Annotated in this window: 14 protein-coding genes, 2 tRNA genes and 1 pseudogene; 6 read left to right on the forward strand and 11 right to left on the reverse strand. The window is 72.2% G+C overall.

The window, feature by feature from the left end:
• Positions 1 to 161: 161 nt before the first annotated feature.
• From ACO0M4_RS18035 to ACO0M4_RS18065, 7 genes and pseudogenes are all read right to left on the reverse strand, one after another.
• Positions 162 to 1007 (reverse strand): DUF4097 family beta strand repeat-containing protein, encoded by an 846-nt coding sequence (locus tag ACO0M4_RS18035; RefSeq protein WP_430371633.1) that lies wholly within the window; start codon positions 1005 to 1007, stop codon positions 162 to 164.
• A gap of 139 nt (positions 1008 to 1146) precedes the next feature.
• Positions 1147 to 1665, reverse strand: a complete 519-nt coding sequence (locus ACO0M4_RS18040; protein ID WP_430371634.1) for a hypothetical protein — start codon at positions 1663 to 1665, stop codon at positions 1147 to 1149.
• Positions 1666 to 1849: 184 nt separating this feature from the next.
• Positions 1850 to 2416, reverse strand: coding sequence for a hypothetical protein (locus tag ACO0M4_RS18045; protein ID WP_430371635.1), 567 nt, complete (start codon positions 2414 to 2416; stop codon positions 1850 to 1852).
• Between the two features lie 233 nt (positions 2417 to 2649).
• Positions 2650 to 2722: transfer RNA gene (locus tag ACO0M4_RS18050), tRNA-Arg, on the reverse strand.
• A gap of 433 nt (positions 2723 to 3155) precedes the next feature.
• A pseudogene (locus ACO0M4_RS18055) lies at positions 3156 to 3599 on the reverse strand (HD domain-containing protein); the annotation flags it as partial.
• A 65-nt stretch (positions 3600 to 3664) separates the two neighbouring features.
• Positions 3665 to 4651 (reverse strand): GlxA family transcriptional regulator, encoded by a 987-nt coding sequence (locus ACO0M4_RS18060; RefSeq protein ID WP_430371637.1) that lies wholly within the window; start codon positions 4649 to 4651, stop codon positions 3665 to 3667.
• 125 nt (positions 4652 to 4776) lie between these two features.
• Positions 4777 to 4867: transfer RNA gene (locus tag ACO0M4_RS18065), tRNA-Ser, on the reverse strand.
• Positions 4868 to 5149: 282 nt separating this feature from the next.
• Between ACO0M4_RS18065 and ACO0M4_RS18070 the strand changes: the two genes are divergently transcribed.
• Positions 5150 to 5707 (forward strand): SSI family serine proteinase inhibitor, encoded by a 558-nt coding sequence (locus ACO0M4_RS18070; RefSeq protein ID WP_430371638.1) that lies wholly within the window; start codon positions 5150 to 5152, stop codon positions 5705 to 5707.
• 192 nt (positions 5708 to 5899) lie between these two features.
• Positions 5900 to 9976 (forward strand): PAS domain-containing protein, encoded by a 4077-nt coding sequence (locus tag ACO0M4_RS18075; RefSeq protein ID WP_430371640.1) that lies wholly within the window; start codon positions 5900 to 5902, stop codon positions 9974 to 9976.
• A gap of 68 nt (positions 9977 to 10044) precedes the next feature.
• On the opposite strand, the gene ACO0M4_RS18080 is transcribed toward ACO0M4_RS18075, so the two are convergent.
• The 3 genes from ACO0M4_RS18080 to ACO0M4_RS18090 all read right to left on the reverse strand — a co-directional run bounded on the left by ACO0M4_RS18080 (position 10045) and on the right by ACO0M4_RS18090 (position 12986).
• Complete coding sequence (locus ACO0M4_RS18080; RefSeq protein WP_430371641.1) at positions 10045 to 11697, reverse strand: long-chain fatty acid--CoA ligase; 1653 nt, start codon at positions 11695 to 11697, stop codon at positions 10045 to 10047.
• 153 nt (positions 11698 to 11850) lie between these two features.
• Positions 11851 to 12339, reverse strand: a complete 489-nt coding sequence (locus ACO0M4_RS18085; protein WP_430371642.1) for a carboxymuconolactone decarboxylase family protein — start codon at positions 12337 to 12339, stop codon at positions 11851 to 11853.
• Positions 12340 to 12488: 149 nt separating this feature from the next.
• Complete coding sequence (locus ACO0M4_RS18090; protein ID WP_430371644.1) at positions 12489 to 12986, reverse strand: ATP-binding protein; 498 nt, start codon at positions 12984 to 12986, stop codon at positions 12489 to 12491.
• Positions 12987 to 13231: 245 nt separating this feature from the next.
• Here ACO0M4_RS18090 and ACO0M4_RS18095 point away from each other — a divergent pair, with 245 nt between their 5' ends.
• The 4 genes from ACO0M4_RS18095 (at position 13232) to ACO0M4_RS18110 (ending at position 15367) form a co-directional block, all read left to right on the forward strand.
• Positions 13232 to 14080, forward strand: a complete 849-nt coding sequence (locus ACO0M4_RS18095) for a helix-turn-helix domain-containing protein (RefSeq protein ID WP_430371646.1) — start codon at positions 13232 to 13234, stop codon at positions 14078 to 14080.
• A gap of 10 nt (positions 14081 to 14090) precedes the next feature.
• Positions 14091 to 14294, forward strand: coding sequence for a DUF397 domain-containing protein (locus ACO0M4_RS18100; RefSeq protein ID WP_430371647.1), 204 nt, complete (start codon positions 14091 to 14093; stop codon positions 14292 to 14294).
• Between the two features lie 224 nt (positions 14295 to 14518).
• Positions 14519 to 14695 carry a hypothetical protein gene (locus ACO0M4_RS18105; RefSeq protein WP_430371648.1) on the forward strand — a complete coding sequence of 59 codons (177 nt, stop codon included), beginning with the start codon at positions 14519 to 14521 and terminating at the stop codon, positions 14693 to 14695.
• A gap of 114 nt (positions 14696 to 14809) precedes the next feature.
• Complete coding sequence (locus ACO0M4_RS18110; RefSeq protein WP_430371650.1) at positions 14810 to 15367, forward strand: DUF6624 domain-containing protein; 558 nt, start codon at positions 14810 to 14812, stop codon at positions 15365 to 15367.
• 8 nt (positions 15368 to 15375) lie between these two features.
• Here the strand turns inward: ACO0M4_RS18110 and ACO0M4_RS18115 are convergent, their stop codons facing one another.
• Positions 15376 to 17286 (reverse strand): SpoIIE family protein phosphatase, encoded by a 1911-nt coding sequence (locus ACO0M4_RS18115; RefSeq protein ID WP_430371652.1) that lies wholly within the window; start codon positions 17284 to 17286, stop codon positions 15376 to 15378.
• Between the last annotated feature and the right edge of the window lie 210 nt (positions 17287 to 17496).

Consider the following 17496-nt stretch of genomic DNA (forward strand, 5'->3'; position numbering starts at 1 on the left):
CTCGTGGCGGTCGGTGCGGCCGGACGACGGCGGATGACCGCGGACGCCGCGGCCGCCTTAGCGTAGGCATGACAGAAGAACCCATGGAGCCCTCCCGTTCAATGGCTGAACTAGCAAGAGAATGGGGCGAGTTGAGGAGAAGACGAGAGGCGCGGGGGCGCTCAGGGCTTGGCGCGCCGAATGTCGATGTTGCCGTGCCGGGTACGGGCGCGGACCTCGACGGTGTCCTCGGCCTCCTCCGGGGACTCGGACGCGGTGAGCGTGTTGCGCACCTGACCGGAGCCCGAGCTGACGTCGAGCCAGGCGGCCGTACCCTCGCGGACACCGACCTCGATGGCTCCGTAGGAGGTCTCCAACTGGACGTTCCCACGGACCACTTCGGCCACCCGTAGGGTGCCGTGCGCGGTGGTCGCGGCGACCGAGCCCTCGGCGCGCAGGATGTCGATGTCGCCGTTGGCGCCACTCACCCGCAGCTCCCCGGTCGCGGCGCCGACGGTCGTGGTGCCGTGCGAGTTCTTCAGGGTCGCGGGTCCGTCGACGAGGCCGACCCGCAGACTGCCGGAGCTGGTGCTGATCTCGGCCATGCCCTCGACGCGGTCCACGCTGATCGAGCCGTGCGACGCGGTCAGCCGCAACGGTCCGGTCGCGTCCAGGCGCACATCGCCCGAAGAGGTCTTCACCCGGACCTCGCCGAGCCGGCCCTCGCCGAGCACCTGGGCCCAGGCACCGGTCATGTCGATCCGCGAGCCCGCAGGCAGGTCAACCGTCACATCGACGGTGCCGGTGCGCCCGAGCAGATAACGCTGCTTGGGCGTCCTGATGGTCAGAACACCACTCGCGTACGTCACCTGGGTCTGCCCGGCATCCCGCACGTCCGCGTCCCGCTGCGGATCGCGGGGGCGCACCTCGACGACCGTGTCGAGGCGGTCGCCCGCGGTGAACTGGATGGATCCGGCGTCCACGTGCGCCGTGACCGAGATCGGTTCGGGAGTGTCGAAAGAAGGCATGGCTGTCCCGTCCTCTTGGCTCTCAAGATCGCCCCCGCTGCTGGGGACGTGATGTGGGTGAAGCGGCGTGGGTGAAGCGGCGTGGGTGAAGTAGCGTGGGTGAAGTGGCGTGGGTGAAGTGGCGCGAGCGCGGACGCGGCTAGCGCACCCAGCCCTTGAAGTTCTGTCCGACGGTGCGGGCCTTCTCCGTCGTATGCGGCCGCGTACCACCGTCGACCGCCGCCGACACGGCGCGCACCAGCCACGCATTGACCGACAGGCCCTCGCGGTTCGCGGCCTCCTCGGCACGCGCCTTGAGGCGGGCTGGCAGCCGCAGATTGACGCGGGCGGTGCCCCCCTCGTCGCCGTCCGCGGGAGGCGGCGTCGCCAGCGGTTCGACGGGCGCGGCCGCCGCTTCCGACCGGCCACTGTCACCGGGCGGCAGCGTCACCACGAAGTCGGGATCCAGCCCACGCAGCCGTACGTCGACCGAACCGGGGGCGAGCTCGCGGGTGATCTCGTCCATCGCGGCGGAGAGCACATTGAGCATGGTCAGACGGGTCGCCGACTCCAGCGGAGCGGTGAGCCGCTCGGCCAGCTCACGGGCATCTTCCCCGCCGGCTTCGGCAGCCACCGCGAGTTCGCGCCGCAGAGTGTCAACATACGGAGTGAGGTCCATGACGCCATGATGACACCACCATGGCACCACACACAAGCACCAATGACACCTAACGTGGCGCGAACCCCAGAACGACCCCCCTGACCTGGCAAAAAACAAAAGAATCAACCTGCGCCATCACGGCACCACGCGACACCACGGCCGGCACCCCGGTAGCCCCCGCGGTCCGCTACCCGACCGCGACTCAATCGCCCCTGCCCCCAGGCTCGTTGCTCGCCGATGGCGGCAGACCACGGGCCGAGTGCCGCTCGCCCACAAACCTCCCGCTCACACCGAGGTCGGCCCGCGCCTGTTCGTGAAACTGATTGATCGCCCGGAACGTCGCAGCGTGAAGCTCACCCCACTCATCCAACGCCCCCTCGACGGCCCCTTTGGCTTGCCGTCCGCACGCGGCCATCGCTTCCTGTAGGGCGTGGGCCGCATCGACCACGGCGTCCCCGGCCAACAACATCACCCGCTCGAAGGCAATCGCTTGTACGCGCCCCGCCTCAGTGAGTTCCGCCCGCAAGTCCTGCTCACTTCGAGGAGTTCCCCGCGTCCCCTCACGGACCTCATAGAGCACCACATTGGCGCTGATCGTGGCACGGACCTTGCTGACGTAATCGGCGTACGCAACGAACTTCTTCTCATCCCACCGAACACGCCGAGTCTCCTGCCGCTCGCTCCGCTCCGCCAAGTGATTCGCGACATACGTCGTCAATGCCCCAAGCAGCACGGCAGCGACAGTCACCAACTGCGTGAGTGCATCCACCCTGTCCGCTTCTGGCCGGTTCCCACATCGATCAAGCCCCTGAGCCTATGCCTGACTTCAGCATGGGAGACGGCGACGGCACGACACCCCAACCCATCGCCCCCGTCGCCCCTTCCCCCCAGCGACCCCACCCGCACCCGCACCCGCACCGACCGACCCGGTTACTGCACTTCACTGCCGCACGGCACGACAAAGCCCCCGCCCGGAGAACCCGGCGGGGGCTTTGACTGCTGTGCGCTCGGCAGGATTCGAACCTGCAACCTTCTGATCCGTAGTCAGATGCTCTATCCGTTAAGCTACGAGCGCTTGGCTTTCCGGCGGTTTTTCTTGCCGGTCGGCGTTGCGGGAACAACATTACATGACCTGCGCCGTTAGGCGAAATCTGATTGCTGCACCCCTGCTGACCTGCGGAAATGGCCGTGAGCCCGTGAGTGAGGGGACAGGCCGGCCAGGGCGACTCCTCGATGATCCGGACGAAGTTCGGGCGGGTGTACTCCGCTTCGAAGCGCTCCAGGACGTCCGCCTTGACGTTGCCGAAGGTGGTCTGGGGGCGGTGGGCCAGTCCGGCGTGGAAAGCGCGCAGGATGCGGGGCTTGAAGTCGGGGCGGGGGTGGGCGGCGACGACGGCCTCGCGGGTCTCCCGGGGCAGGGTGTCGTAGCCGATGCCGAGGACGTCGAGTTCGACGCCGGCCGTGACGAGGGCGACCTCCGGGGCCATGCGGTGCGGGATCTCCGGGGTGGTGTGCAGGGCGATGCCCTCCCAGACGAGGCGGGCGCGGTCCTCGGGGATGCCGCGGGCGGTCAGGAAGGCGCGGGCCTCCTCGGCGCCGTCGATCTCGAAGCGCTGCTGGGAGGTGCGGAACTTCGCGGTGAGGCCGAGGTCGTGGAAGAGGGCACCTACGTAGAGCAGCTCGGGGTCGAAGGTGAGGTGGTGCCGGCGGCCGTGGTGGGCGCCGAAGAGGTAGACGCGGTGCGAGTGGTGGTAGATCAGGTCGTCGGCGACGTCGCGGACCAGTTCGGTGGCCTCGCGGGCCAGCCGGCTGTCCGGGACGGGGATCCCGGCGAGGGAGCGGGAGGAGGGAGAGGGGGAGGGGGTGTTGTTGGGGGCATGGGGGGAGGGTCGCGTGGCGGGGGTGGCCGGCGCCCGGTGTGTGCGGGCCAGGGGGCCCACAGATGGGGACATGCGGGGGTGCGCCGGCGGCGGTCAGCGGGTGGTGGTGTGGAAGCGGGAGCGGTAGGCGGAGGGGGTCACACCCAGGCGGCGGAGGAAGAGGCGGCGGAGGGATTCGTCGCTGCCGATGCCGGTGCGGCGGGCGGCGGGCGGCGGGCGGCGGCGGTGACCGTCTCGCCGTTCGCGAGGAGGTTCTGGGCGGCCTCCAGGCGTACCGCCTCGACGTAGCCGGTCGGGGTGGTGCCGGTGTGTTCGCGGAAGAGCCGGGTGAGGTGGCGGCGGCTGACGCCGGCCCGGGCGGCGAGCGCGGTGTTGGAGTGGTCGGCGGCCGGGTCGGCGGCGATCACGTCCAGGAGGGCGCGCAGCGCGTCGTGGCGGGGCCGCGGTGTCCGGGCGGGTACCGAGAACTGTGACTGGCCGCCCGGCCGCTGCATGAAGATGACCAGGTCGCGGGCGACCTCGCGGGCCAGGTCGGGGCCCTCGTCGGCCTCCACCAGGGCCAGTGCGAGGTCGATGCCGGCCGAGACCCCGGCGGAGGTGAAGAGCTCGGCGTCCCGGACGTAGAGCGCGTCCGGGTCGACGGTGAGGGTGGGGTGGCGGGCGGCGAGGGTGGCGGTGTGGCGCCAGTGGGTGGTGGCCCGCCGCCCGTCGAGCAGCCCGGCCCCGGCCAGCGCGAACGCCCCGGCGCAGACCGAGGCGACCCGGCGGGAGCGCCCGGCGAGGGTGCGTACGGAGTCCAGCAGGCCGGGAGGGAACCGGCCCCGGGTGAGTTCCTCGGCTCCGGGGACGAGGACGGTGTCCACCGGGCGGCCGGCGACATCCGGGACCGCCGCGTCGACGACCAGGCGGGTGCCCGAGGCGGTGGTGACGGTCCGGCCGTCGGGGGAGCAGAGGTGGATCGTGTAGTGGCCGCCGAGGCGGGCGGCGGCGCTGAAGACCTCCAACGGGCCGGTGATGTCGAGCAGTCGGGCGCCTTCGAAGGCCAGCATCACGAGGGTGCGGGGAGCGGGACCGGGCCGCTCGGGCGCGGACCGGGGCGGGGGCGACGACCTCGGCAGGGACATGACCGGCAGCGTAGGCCGGGGGGCCGCGGGCGGCGGGCGCCGGAGCCCCGCCGTCCCGGTGGCGGTCGCGGGGCATAAAAAATCGAGCCCGGTCGTGATCGACCGGGCCCGGGGTGATGCAAGAGCGGAGGCGGAGGGATTTGAACCCTCGATGGGTGTTAAAACCCAAACCGCATTAGCAGTGCGGCGCCATAGACCGGACTAGGCGACGCCTCCACACACCTGACGCGCGTGAGCGCGATGTGGCGTGACCAAATGATGACACAGCTCGGTGGCCTGTCACCAATCGCCCCCTACGGTACTCGGCCCGCGGGCCACCCGGCAAAGACGTTCCTGCGGCGCAACGTCGCGGGCGGCGGAGCGTTAACGAGTCGGGGCGGCACGGACGCACGCGCGTCGTGCGCCCCCGGCGGGTACGGACCGCGTGCCGCCGAGCCCTCCCGCACGGGCCGGTGCCGCGCCTCGCGGACCGCCCGCCCTCCTCCTCAGGAGCCCGTGATGTCCCGTCGCCGGATCCCGTCCCCGTTCCGCTCCCGGTCGCTGCCCCGGTTCGCCGCGGTCCTCGCGGCCGCCACCGCCGCCGTGTGTGCGGTGCCCGCGCTCGCCGTGGCGCCGGCCGCCTCCGCCGCTCCGATCCCGATCCCGTTGCCGTTGCCGTACCACCACGACGTCCTGCCGTTCCTGGGCCACGGGGCGCCCGACGCCGGGGCGCTCGGTGGGCGGCGGGGGGACCACCTCAGGATCACCGTCACCCGCTCCGGTTCGGACCGCACGGACGGCAGGTTCGAGCTGTACTGCCATCCGCGGGGTGGGAACCACTTCGACGCGCGGCGCGCCTGCGACCGGCTGGACCACATGACGCGGTGGGGCAAGGACGAGTTCGCCCCCGTGCCGCAGGGTGCGCAGTGCACGATGATGTACGGCGGTCCGGCGCGGGCGCACGTCAGCGGGACGTGGGCGGGGCGCCCGGTGAACGCCGACTTCCGGCGCACCAACGGGTGTGAGATCGAACGCTGGAGCCGCTTCGAACCGATGCTCCCGTCGACCGTTTCCTGACCCAGTTCGTGCCGGAGTAGCGCGCCAGGTCAGGACGAGGGGCACATGTCGGGCGTGCGGCGAGTCGCGTCGGAGCGCGGCATTACGTGGGTCGTCATCCGCCTCCGCGTCTCCGGCATGTGCCCGTAGACTCCATCCCAGCGATCCGCCATGGTGGGTCGGCAAGGTGCGGTAACAGGGAGGAAGCGTCGCGTGAGCAGCAGGCCATCCCGAGGCGCTGCTCGCCTCGCAGCCATACTGGACGCCCTCCCCGACGCGTTGTTGCTGGTCAACTGCAACGGCACCGTCGTCAACGCGAACGCCATCGCCCTGGAGATGTTCGAGACGCCGGGCACGGCCCTGGTCGGTCGTGGCCTCCTCGACCTGCTGCCGTCCTTCGACTCCAAGCGGATCCCCGGTTCCATGCGGCGCCGGGACGAGGACGTGGAGGAGCGGACCCGGCCGACGCGGATGGTCGCGCGGCGCACCGACGGCACCGAGTTGCTGGTCGAGGTGACCAGCGCCAACTTGGAGGACGGCCGCACCCCGTACGAGTCCGCCTTCGAGGCCGCCTACGCCGACCACCGCAACGGCTACACGGGCGACGAGCTGCTGATGCTCGTGGTGCGGGATCTGACCGGGACGTTGGACACCGAGGCCGAGCTGGCGCGTCAGCAGCGGCAGACCGAGATGATCCTGCGGGCCGCGGCGGAGGGCGTGGTCGGTGTCGACTCCGAGGGCCGGGTGGTCCTCGTCAATCCGTCCGCGGCGCAGATCCTCGGCTACCGGGCGAGCGAGCTGGGCGGCAAGGAACTGCACCCGCTGGTCCACCACTCGCGGGCGGACGGTTCGTCGCTGCCTTGGGAGGACACCCCGCTCGCCGACACCCTCAAGTCCGGGCGCAAGCACCGGGTGCGCGGGCAGGTGTTGTGGTCCAAGGACGGCCGGTCGGTCGCCGTCGATCTGACCACGGCGCCGGTGCGGGACGGCGACCAGTTGGTGGGCGCGGTGATGACGTTCACCGACCGGCGGCCGTACGACGCGCTGGTGGCGCGGCACGCACAGCTGCTGGCCGTCGTGGGGCAGTCGCTGCGCGGGCCGCTTGCGGAGCTGGGCAGTGAGCTGAGCACCCTCGCCTCCGATCCGGCCGGCCAGTTGTGGCCCGAGGCGAACCAGATCCTGCACCACCTCTCGGCCGGGCACGCCCGGATGACGGCGCTGGTCGACAACGTCCTCAGCTACCAACGGCTGGACTCCGGCAAGGACAAGCTCCACCGCACCAAGGTGTCGCTGGACCAGGTGGTCGCGGCCGGTGTGGAGGGCGCGGTCGAGCTGATCGGGCCGGGCCGGGCGCAGTTCGCGGTGCACGCGCCGCCGATAGCGGCACTGGTCGACGCGGAGCGGCTGGCGCAGGCGCTGTCGCACCTGATTGCGGACGTCGCCGGGGTGGACTCCACGGGTCGGCGCCCGGCCGGTGGCGGTACCGCCGGGCCGGGCGGACGTCCGGTGCCCGGCGACTCGACGATCGTGGTGGCGGCGGCCAAGCGCGGCGAGGTCGTCCGCATCGAGGTGCGCGGGCCGTTCGGCGGTGGCGATCCGGTGCACGGGCCGATCGTCCGCGGGATCGTGCGGATGCACGACGGGTTGATCCAGACGCACAAGGTGCCCGGTGGTTCCGGCGCCGGCGGCAGCGCGTACGTGCTGGAGCTGCCGGTGTTGATCGACGAACCGGCGCCGGCGGCCGACGAGGCGGCGGCCGAGGGTGCCGACGCACCGGACGGCGACGCCGACCTGGCCGACGGGGACACCGCCGCCCCGGGCGGTCCGGGGACGGACGGCCGCGGGCAGCCCGGCGCCGGGGAGCCGGCCGCGGGTGCGGAGGCGAAGAACGGTACGAGCGGCGGGCAGCCGACCGGACGGCGGCGGGCCCGGCGGACGGGCGCGGAGCCGGGTGCCGCGGCCGACGGTACGCAGGGTGCGGGGCTGCCGGCGGGCGCCGAGGCGGGGCCGCCGAGCGGTCGTCGCCGGGCGCGGCCGGCGACGGAGGGTTCGGCGCTGCCCGCGCTGGCGTCCGGGGCCGCTGACGGTGCCCCGGTCGGTCGGCCGGCACCCGGTCTGACGCCCGCGGTGAGCCCGGCACTCGGGCCGGTGCCGCCGCAGGGGCAGCCGCAGGCACAGCCCCAAGCAGCACAGCCAGCACAGCCTCAAGCACCGTCCCAGGCACCGTTCCAGGGTCAGGCTCAAGGGCAGCAGCGGACGCGGCAGCAGGGACCGCAGGCGGGGCAGCCCCAGGGTGCGGCTCCGGGGCACCTTCCGGCGCTCGCGCAGGGACCCGTACCGGCCGCCGGCCGCCGGGCCCGACGGACGCTGGCCGAGGCACCCGAGCGGCCCGGCGAGCCGGACCCGGCCGGCGCCGCTGCGCACGGCGCGGGCGCGTTGCAGCAGTCCGGCGGGCGGGCCGCCCAGGCCCCGGCCGGACCGCGGTCGCCGTTCGCGCTGCCGCCGGCCGCGGCGGACCGGGCACCGCAGCCGCCGGCCGCGCAGTCGGCGCTGCCCGCGATCGCCGGCGGGGTGCCGGTGCCCGCGCAGGCCCCCGGCCAGCCGGAGGCCGGACCGCAGGAGACCGGCGGTACGGGGCGGCGCCGGGCGCGTCGTCCGGTGGCCGGTGGCCCGGAGGCGACCGCCGGCACCCCGGCCGAGCAACCGGCCGGCGCGGCCGACTCCCCCGACGGACCGGGCACATGGGACGCCGAGCCGACCGGCCGGCGGCGCGCGCGGCGGGCCGCCGCCGAGGAGCGCGCGGCCGCGGCGATGGCCGACTCCGAGGCGTCCGGCACGTTCGTGGCGGGCCCCGAGGGCCTGGTCGCGCAGCCGTCCGAACCCGCGGGCCCGGTCGTGCCGGCCGAGGCGACCGGCACGGGCACCGGCACCGCACCCGGCATCGCGGATGCCCCCGCGCCTTCCCCGGTCACGCCCACCGGCCGCCGCCGGGGCCGCCCCAGCCCCGCCGAGGGGGCCCCGGCCGCCCCCGCCCCCGCTCCGGGCCCTGCGGGCGGGCCGGTGCCGCCGTCGGGCGCCGCCGTGCCCCCGCAGACCCGGCAGCCGTTGCCGCCCGCCGAGGACGACTCCGGGCACACCTCCGGGCGGGCGTTCAGTGTGCGCACGCTCGGCCAGGGCGTGCCGTTCGCCCAGCAGTTGGCCGATCCGCAGCGTCCGGCGCCGCAGCCCGGCGCGGTCCCGCCGGGGAGTACGAGCACGCCGCCGGGCGGCACGTCCACCGGCTCCGGTCGTCGGCGCAAGCTCGCCGCGCCCCCGCCGGAGGACGAGCGCGGCTCGGCCGCCGAGGCCGCGACGCCCGGTGCCGGTCCGCACCAGGCCGCCGGTCCGCAGCCGGCCGCCCGGCCCAAGCAGCCGGGGCCGCAGCCGCACCTCATGGACGCCAGTGAGGGTCGGGCGTTCGCCATCTCCGCGCCCGACGAGGGCAGCGAGGGTCCCGAGCCGTTGGACGGGCCGAACGGCGCAATCGAGGTGACGGACCGTCAGCAGCCGCCGATGGACGACGAGTTGCCGCCGGAGCCGCTGGACAACCCGCGTCGGCTGCTGGTCTGGCCGGCGCCCGACGTCGCCACCCAGCAGGCGCTCAGCGACCGCGGCTACCGCCCGGTGATCGTCAACTCCCGCGAGGAGGTGGACGCGCAGATCGCCGCGTACCCGGCGGCGCTCTTCGTGGACCCGCTGACCGGGCCGATCACCCGTACCGCGCTCCAGTCGCTGCGGCAGGCCGCCGGTGCCGCGGAGGTGCCCGTCCTGGTCACCGCCGGGCTGGGGCAGGCGACCCGGGACGCCGCGTACGGCGCCGATCCGGCCGTGCTGCTCAAGGCGCTCGCCCCGCGGGACAGCGAGAACCAGCCGGCGCGGGTGCTGCTCATCGAGCAGAACGACGCCATCGCGGGCGCGCTGACCGGATCGCTGGAGCGGCGCGGCATGCAGGTCGCCCGGGCCGGCGCGGACACCGACGCGGTCGCCCTGGCGACGCAGTTGCGGCCCAACCTCGTGGTGATGGACCTGATGCAGGTGCGCCGCCGCCGGGCCGGCATCGTGGACTGGCTGCGCGCGAACGGGCTGCTCGACCGCACCCCGCTGGTCGTCTACACCGCCGCCGACCTGGATCCGACCCAGCTGCCGGGGCTCGCCTCGGGGGAGACGGTGCTGTTCCTGTCGGAGCGGTCCACCAGCGCCGAGGTGCAGAGCCGCATCGTGGACCTGCTCGCGAAGATCGGCACGAACTAGCCGGCCGACCGGCCCACCGGACAGGCGCCGGGGCCCGCCGGAATCACCCGGCGGGCCCTGCCGTCCGGTCAGCCCAGCAGCGTGACGTCCAGTTCGCCGTCCGCGTACTGCCGCCGCAGCACCTTCTTGTCGAACTTGCCGACGCTCGTCTTCGGCACCGACGGGATCACCGCCCACCGCTCCGGCAGCTGCCAGCGCGCGATCCGCTCGCCGAGGAACGCCCGCAGCTCCTCGTAGGTGAGCGCCGAACCGTCGGTCAGCACCACGGTCGCCAGCGGCCGCTCGCCCCACTTCTCGTCCGGTACGGCCACCACCGCGGCCTCGGCGACCCCCGGGTGCGCCATCAGGTGGTTCTCCAGCTCGACCGACGAGATCCATTCGCCGCCCGACTTGATGACGTCCTTGGCCCGGTCGGTCAGGGTCAGGTAGCCGTCCGGGGTGATGGTGCCGACGTCGCCGGTGCGCAGCCAGCCGTCGGGGCTGAACTTGTCGGCCGGGCGCAGCGGTTCGCCCTGCGCGCCGCCGTAGTACGCACCCGCGATCCACGGGCCGCGCACCTCCAGTTCGCCCGCGGCGGTGCCGTCCCAGGGCAGTACCTCGCCGGCCGGGCCGATCAGCCGGGCCTCGACGGAGGCCGGGAAGCGGCCCTGGGTGGCGCGGTAGGCCCACTCCTCCTCGTCGCTCACCCCGGCCGGCGGGTGGGAGACGCAGCCCAGCGGCGAGGTCTCGGTCATCCCCCAGGCGTGCACCACGCGGATCCCGTGCCGCTCCTCGAAGCCCCGCATCAGTGCGGGCGGGCAGGCCGAACCGCCGATGACGACGGTGTGCAAACAGGCCACGTCCCGCTTGTGGGCGTCGAGTTCGGCCAGCAGGCCCTGCCAGATGGTCGGGACCGCGGCACCGATGGTGGGCCGGATCGTCTCGATCATCTCGGCGAGCGGCGCGGGCTGGAGGAAGCGGTCCGGCATCAGCAGCGAGGCGCCGGCCATGAACGCGGCGTGCGGCAGTCCCCAGGCGTTGACGTGGAACATCGGCACCACCGGCAGCGCGATGTCCCGCGAGGCGAGGGCGAACGCCTCCGCGGTGTTGACCTGGAGGGAGTGGAGGTAGAGCGAACGGTGGCTGTAGACCACGCCCTTGGGTTCGCCGGTCGTGCCGGAGGTGTAGCAGAGCGCCGCGGCCGCCCGCTCCTCGATCTCCGGCCAGTCGTAGTTCTCCGGCCGGCCGGAGAGCAGGTCCTCGTACTCGTGGATCTGGGCGTGGCTGCCGGCCAGCGGGGCGCGGTCGCCGGGGCCGACGACGATCACGTGCGCCACCTGGGGCAGCTGCGGCAGCAGGGGCGCGAGCAGCGGGATCAGGGTGCCGTTGACGAGGATGACCCGGTCTTCGGCGTGGTTGACGATCCAGGCCAGCTGTTCGGCCGGGAGCCGCAGGTTCAGCGTGTGCAGCACCGCCCCCATGGACGGGATGCCGAGGTACGCCTCCATGTGCTCACTGTTGTTCCACATGAGGGTCCCGACCCGCTCCGCGGCTCGCACCCCCAGGGCGTCGTGGAGCGCGTGCGCGAGCTGCGCGGCCCGGCGGCCGATATCGGCGAAGGTGCGGCGGTGCGGCTCTGCCTCGCCGGTCCAGGTGATGACCTGGGCCTTTCCGTGGACCGTGGATCCATGGGTCAGGATTCGCGAGACCGTGAGCGGTACGTCCTGCATCGTGCTGAGCACCGAGTGCCTCCGCTTAGTTACGGGCGGGTAGTGGTGCTGCGATTGTCGATGCATACCAGGTGGTATGTCACGTCTCCATGGCGTGTTCTTTTCCCTACCGGCCGGAAACGGCCGGGAACGCGTCGGCGGGACGCGTTCCCGGCCCCGGCCAGGTCAGTCCCACTGCTCGTCCGCGAGGGAGCTGACCGGCTGCGGCTTGCCGATGACGGCCACGGCGATGAAGAAGTTGATCTGGCCGATCGCGATGGTCAGGGTGGCCAGCGCCTTCTCGTCGTAGTGCTTCGCCACCTCGGCGTACAGCTCGTCGGAGACGCGCTCCTTGCCGTGCGGGGCGGGCTGGAGGGTGGCCTCCACCAAGGCGAGGGCGGCGCGCTCGGCGTCGGTGAAGTACGGGGCGTCCTGCCAGGAGGAGACCGCGGTGATGCGCTCCTCGGACTCACCCGCCTTGCGCAGGAAACCGGTGTTCAGGATCGTCAGGTAGGTGTTGCGGACGATCTGCCCGGCGCGCAGGTGGATGAGGTTCATCGTGGTGCGCGGCACCGAGTGGTTGCCCGTGGCCCGGAAGAGGGCGGCGCTGACGTCGTTCAACTCGGGTACGAACTCGGCCGGGTTGGGCATCCGGGAGAGGGAGGTGTTCGTCATGGCTGGGCTCCTTCGTTTCTGCCTGGTTGGCGTCTTCACTCCCCTGACGGGTCGACGTACACAGATGTGACCGGAATCCGGAAAACTTCTCTGGCACGCCTCTGACCTGGGGAAATTTCGGCCCTTCCGAGGCGGCGCCTGGGCGGCGGTCATTGGACTACCTCCGCGGGCCGCTCGGAAGCGTGGGCGCGGCCGGTCGTGCCGCCCTCCGCGCGGCCTTCGTCCAGCGCGAACCACACCCGCTTCCAGCCGTCGGAGCCGGTGGGCCACACGACGCCCCACCCGGACGCCAACGCGTCGACGAGGCACAGCCCGCGCCCCGACTCATCGCCGCCGCGACCAGCGCCGAACGCGGGGCGCAATTCCGGACTGGCGTCCCACACGCTGACGTTCACCCGGGCCGGACCGAGTAAGACGTCGAGGTGGATCGTGCGGGTGCGGGTGTGCAGATGGATGTTGGTGACCAGCTCCGAGACGAGCAGGCGCGCCGTCTCGGATGCGGGGGCGTGTCCGGTGAGAACCAGCAGCCTCGCGACCATCTCCCGCGCGACCTTGGGGGCCGCGGAGCTGCTCGGCACGCTGAAGCGGTACGACTCTCGGACGGGGTGGTGCGACAGGGGAACGGGCTTTTCGTCGACCGTGCTCATGGTCATGTCTCCTCACGAGAACGTGAACGCCGCCGCTGCCGTCCGTGGCCTGGTCCATCCCCCGGAGCCCAATGGGCTTGCAAATGGCTGCACTTCGGGTCTTCCCGGCATGCGGTGCGCCGTTGCGAGGACCGTAGGGCACAACAGTGGGACGTCGCAACAGTGTGACGGCCGTACCAACTCTTCGGGTGGACCCGCGACACTGCGGGGCGGCACACTTCTACGCACAGAACAGGGAGGGGCCCATGCCACCGAGGAGCTACCCAACCGCCCGCCAGAAGCGGTTGGGCGCCGAGCTACGGAAATTGCGCGAGCGCGCCGGCATGTCCGGGACCGAAGCCGCCGCCTTCCTCGGTGGCGAGCGAGCACAGATCAGTCACATCGAAAGCGCCCGCTACGGGGTCAGCGCTGAGCGCGTTCGCCGCCTTGCCGCGCACTACTCCGCCACGGACAAGCACCTCGTTGACGCACTCGCCAACATGGCCGAGGAACGCAGCAAAGGGTGGTGGGAGGATTACCGCGGAATACTGTCGCCAGGATTCCTCGACGTCGCCGAGCTGGAACACCACGCTCAGTACATCCGCGCCATCCAAATGCTGTACGTCCCCGGAATCCTCCAAACGGAAGCGTATGCACGCGAACTGATCCGCGGCGGCGTTACCGAACTTCCGACCACCGAAGTGAACACCCGCGTCGAACACAGAATTCGACGACGCGACATCTTCGACCGGCCAGCGCCAACGCCATTCGATGCGTTCATCCACGAGGCAGCGCTACGCATGCGCTACTGCGCGGCCGACACCATGCAGGACCAGCTCGAATTTCTCGTCGAAGTCTCCCACTGGCCGTCAGTGAAGATTCGCGTCATCCCGTTCGCCGCCCAGGTCACCAGCTCGGTCGAATCGATGATGTACGCCGGGGCCATCATCCCGGCGCTCGACACCGTCCAGCTTGACAGCGCGTTCGACAGCGGCTTCCTGGACGCCGAAGCCCAGCTTTCCAGATACCGGTCCCTGCTCGATTCAGTCGAATCGATCTCACTCAACGCGAACGAGTCAAGAAAATGGATCCAACGCATCGCACAGGAAATGTGAGTTCACCGACATGACCGACGCAATCAACTGGCAGAAGTCGTCTTTCTCCGGGCCGCACGAAAATCAAAGCTGCATCGAACTGGCCCCCGTCGACGGCGAAATCAAGATGCGCGAGAGCGACGATCCGGAGGTGATCGTCACGACGTCCGTGGAGAAACTTCGCGCGTTCGTCCTGGGCGTCAAGGCCGGCGAGTTCGATCACCTGATCGCCTGACGCGGCACCCACGGCCCCCCATCTCTGCAGGTGGGGGGCCTTTCGCGTATCCCGGCACAACTTAGGGACGTCACACTGTTGCGACGCTTCGTCGAGTGGCGCTACCGTCGCTGTGCGTCGCCGCGAGGAGTCGATACACGGCAAGGCCCGGCTCTTTGCGCGCCGCAACTCCCCTGCCCTGACTGGTCCCTGGCCCTAACGGCCGCCGCACCAGGAGACTGCCCATGCTCTACACGCCGCCGCCCTCCGCCTGGCCGGCAGATCCCAAGCCACACCCCGACTGCGCCCGGTGCCGCGAACTCGCCAAGGGGCGCGCCGATGCCTACCGACGCGGCGACTTGAGCGCCGTATCCGACGGCAACGTGCTTCTGCGGCACCACCTCCGCGAACGCCACCTCTGATCCCCGCTCCTCGACGCGGTCGACCGCGTCGGCATGCCTCGTCCGGCCTCCCGCGACAGACGTTCGGGGCGCCGCTCTCGTCCATCAGCGGACCACACCGAGAGAGAACCACCCATGGCCTTCCCCGCCCAGCCGCAACAGCCCGCCCTGGCAGCTGAGTTACTGCGCCGCATGGCCGCCGACCAGCACGCCCGCGGCGTCCGGGAGGACGGCAACCAGGTCCCGCCCGACTTCGCACGGATGCGGGCCCTCGACGCCGAGAACGCGGCGGCGCTCCGGCGGATCATCGGCGCGCACGGGTGGCCGGGACATTCCCTCGTCGGGACGGAGGCCGCCAACGCCGCCTGGCTCATCGTCCAACACGCGGAACTCGACCTCCAGTTGCGCTCCCTCGACCTGCTCGCCTCCGCCGTCGAGCAAGGGGAGGCCACGCGGCAACAACTGGCCCTGCTCACCGACCGTGTCCTCATGCGGCAGGGAAAGCCACAGCTGTACGGCACGCAGTACCGGGACCTGCGCGACGGCCACGGATACCAACTGTGGGAGGTGGCCGACCCCGAAGACCTCGACGCCCGCCGCGCGACCGTCGGTCTCGGCCCGCACTCCGCGTACGCCGCGGCCCTGCGCGACCTTTTCGGCCACTACGGCATCGGCGGGCCCTCCGCTCCCTGACCACGCGGTCACCGCAGCAGGTCCCGCTTCGGTGTCACCGCCTGGAGGACGAGGACCGAGAGGTCGTCCTCCACCGGGCCGGTGCCGAAGTCGTGGGCGGCCCGGCGGACGTGCTCCGCCAGGGCCTTGGCGCCCAGGCCGAGGCCGTCCCGCAACACCTCGACCAGGCCGTCGTTGTCGTCCAACTGCCAGTTGCCGCAACGGCGTTCGGTGACCCCGTCGGTGACGCAGAGCAGCGTCTCGCCGGACGCGAGGACGAAGGTGCTGGAGTGGTACTCGGTGCCCTCGTCGATGCCCAGCAGCATCTGCGGGTCGGAGGCCGGCTCCACGACGCCGTCGGCGAACATGTGGAGCGGGGGTGGGTGTCCGGCGCTGGCGACCGTGCAACGGGCCCCGGGGGCGCCGGGATCGACGGTCAGTTCGCCGTAGAGCAGGCTCAGGAAGCGGGATTCGGCCCGCTCGCCGCCTTGTTCCACCGCCTCCGCGCTCTCCTCGGCCATGGCCAGATTCAGTCGCCCGAGGACCGATTCGACGCCGTGGCCCTCACGAGCCAGCAGACGCACCAGATGGCGGGCCAGTCCGGTCACCGACATCGCCTCGGGGTCCTTACCCTGCACGTCCCCCAGGAGGAAGCACCAGCGACGGTCGCCCATGGGGAAGACGTCGTAGAAGTCGCCGCCGACGGTCTGCCCCTCACCGTGCGGCTCGTAGACGATCGCGGTGTCCACGCTGGGGATGCTGGCCAGCGAGGCGGGTAGCTGGCGGCGCTGGAGGGCCAGGCTGATGGTGGTCTGCCGGGTGTACTGACGGGCGGTGTGGACGGCCTGGGCGACCCGGCGGGCGACGTCCTCCACCATGCGGACAACGGTGTCGGTCATCTTCAGCTTGCCCGCCCGGCCCAGCAGCAGGAGGCCCTGGAGTTCGCCGCGGGCCACAAGGGGAAAGGCCAATGCCGACCCGCCTGACGAGGACGCACCGGCGTATTCCGGCCAGGGCCAGGGGGTGCCGCCGGGCCCGGCGACGTCGGTCGGCGGGTCGCGCTCCAGGTCGGTGCGGAGCGGCCCGATCCGTCGCTCGTCTACGTGCCAGACCCGGGAGAGCGCCATCCCGCCCCCCTCGACGCTCAGCCAGATCGCGCACCAGTCGGCGAGGCGGGGCACCAGCAGCTGGGCGGCGAGCGCGGTGACCATGTCCTGGTCGAGCTGGCCGGCCAGCAGTTCGCTGGTCTCGGCGAGGAACGAGGGGCCGCCGCGGTCGACCCACTCGGCGGCGTTGCCGTGCGGCGGGCCGTCGTGCCCGTGCGGCACCCGGACCGGGGTCGCGGCGCCGTGCGGACGCCGGGCCGGGCCAGCCTGCGCGGCCTCCGTCTCGCCCACGGTGGCCTCCAGGCGGAACCAGACCGTCTTGGTGGACTTGCGGTAGGTCACCCCCCAGGACTCGGCGAGCGCGCTGACCAGCTGGAGGCCGTAGCCGGGCTCGCCACTACGGGCGTCCACCCCGCCGCGCACCACGCGCGAGGGATGGCGGTCGGAGACCTCCAGGACGACGGCGACGGTGGCCGGGCCGGGCGGCCCGGTAGCGCCGCCGGGACCGTCACCGCGAGCCGCCGCCGGGCCGTGGCCGCGGCCCGCCGCCGACTTGCGCCCGTACTCCAGCCGGCAGGTGACGTCGATGTCGGTCCCCGCGTACATCACGGCGTTGGTGACCAGTTCGCTGACCAGGAGGACGGCCTGGTCGATGAACTCCTGGCTGATCGCCGCCGCGCCGGGGACGGCGGCACGGGCGGCCGCCCGTTCGGTCAGCAGGGTGCGCACGAACCTGCGGGCCCCGGCGGCGGCCAGCTGGTTCGCCGGCAGTCCGGTGCGGGACACCGTTTCGGTCTCTTGCGGGGCCGTCGTCCGCGGGGACAGCGAGGTCACTGCGCCCCCTGATGAATCTGGAAAGCAACTCATTACGGGCGCTTTATACTATGACATATCTGCCAAATTCGATCAGTTCCGGACCGTCTTCGGGACCGCGCCGGGACGGCTCCGGGACGGCTCCGGACCGCCCCGGGACGAGCCGGAGGGCTCTGCACCAGCCGGCCGGCCCGGCCCCCGTCCGGTTCACGTTCGGTCTCGATCACTGGG

It is taken from the genome of Streptomyces sp. RGM 3693, assembly GCF_050471125.1.
GTDB lineage: Bacteria > Actinomycetota > Actinomycetes > Streptomycetales > Streptomycetaceae > Streptomyces.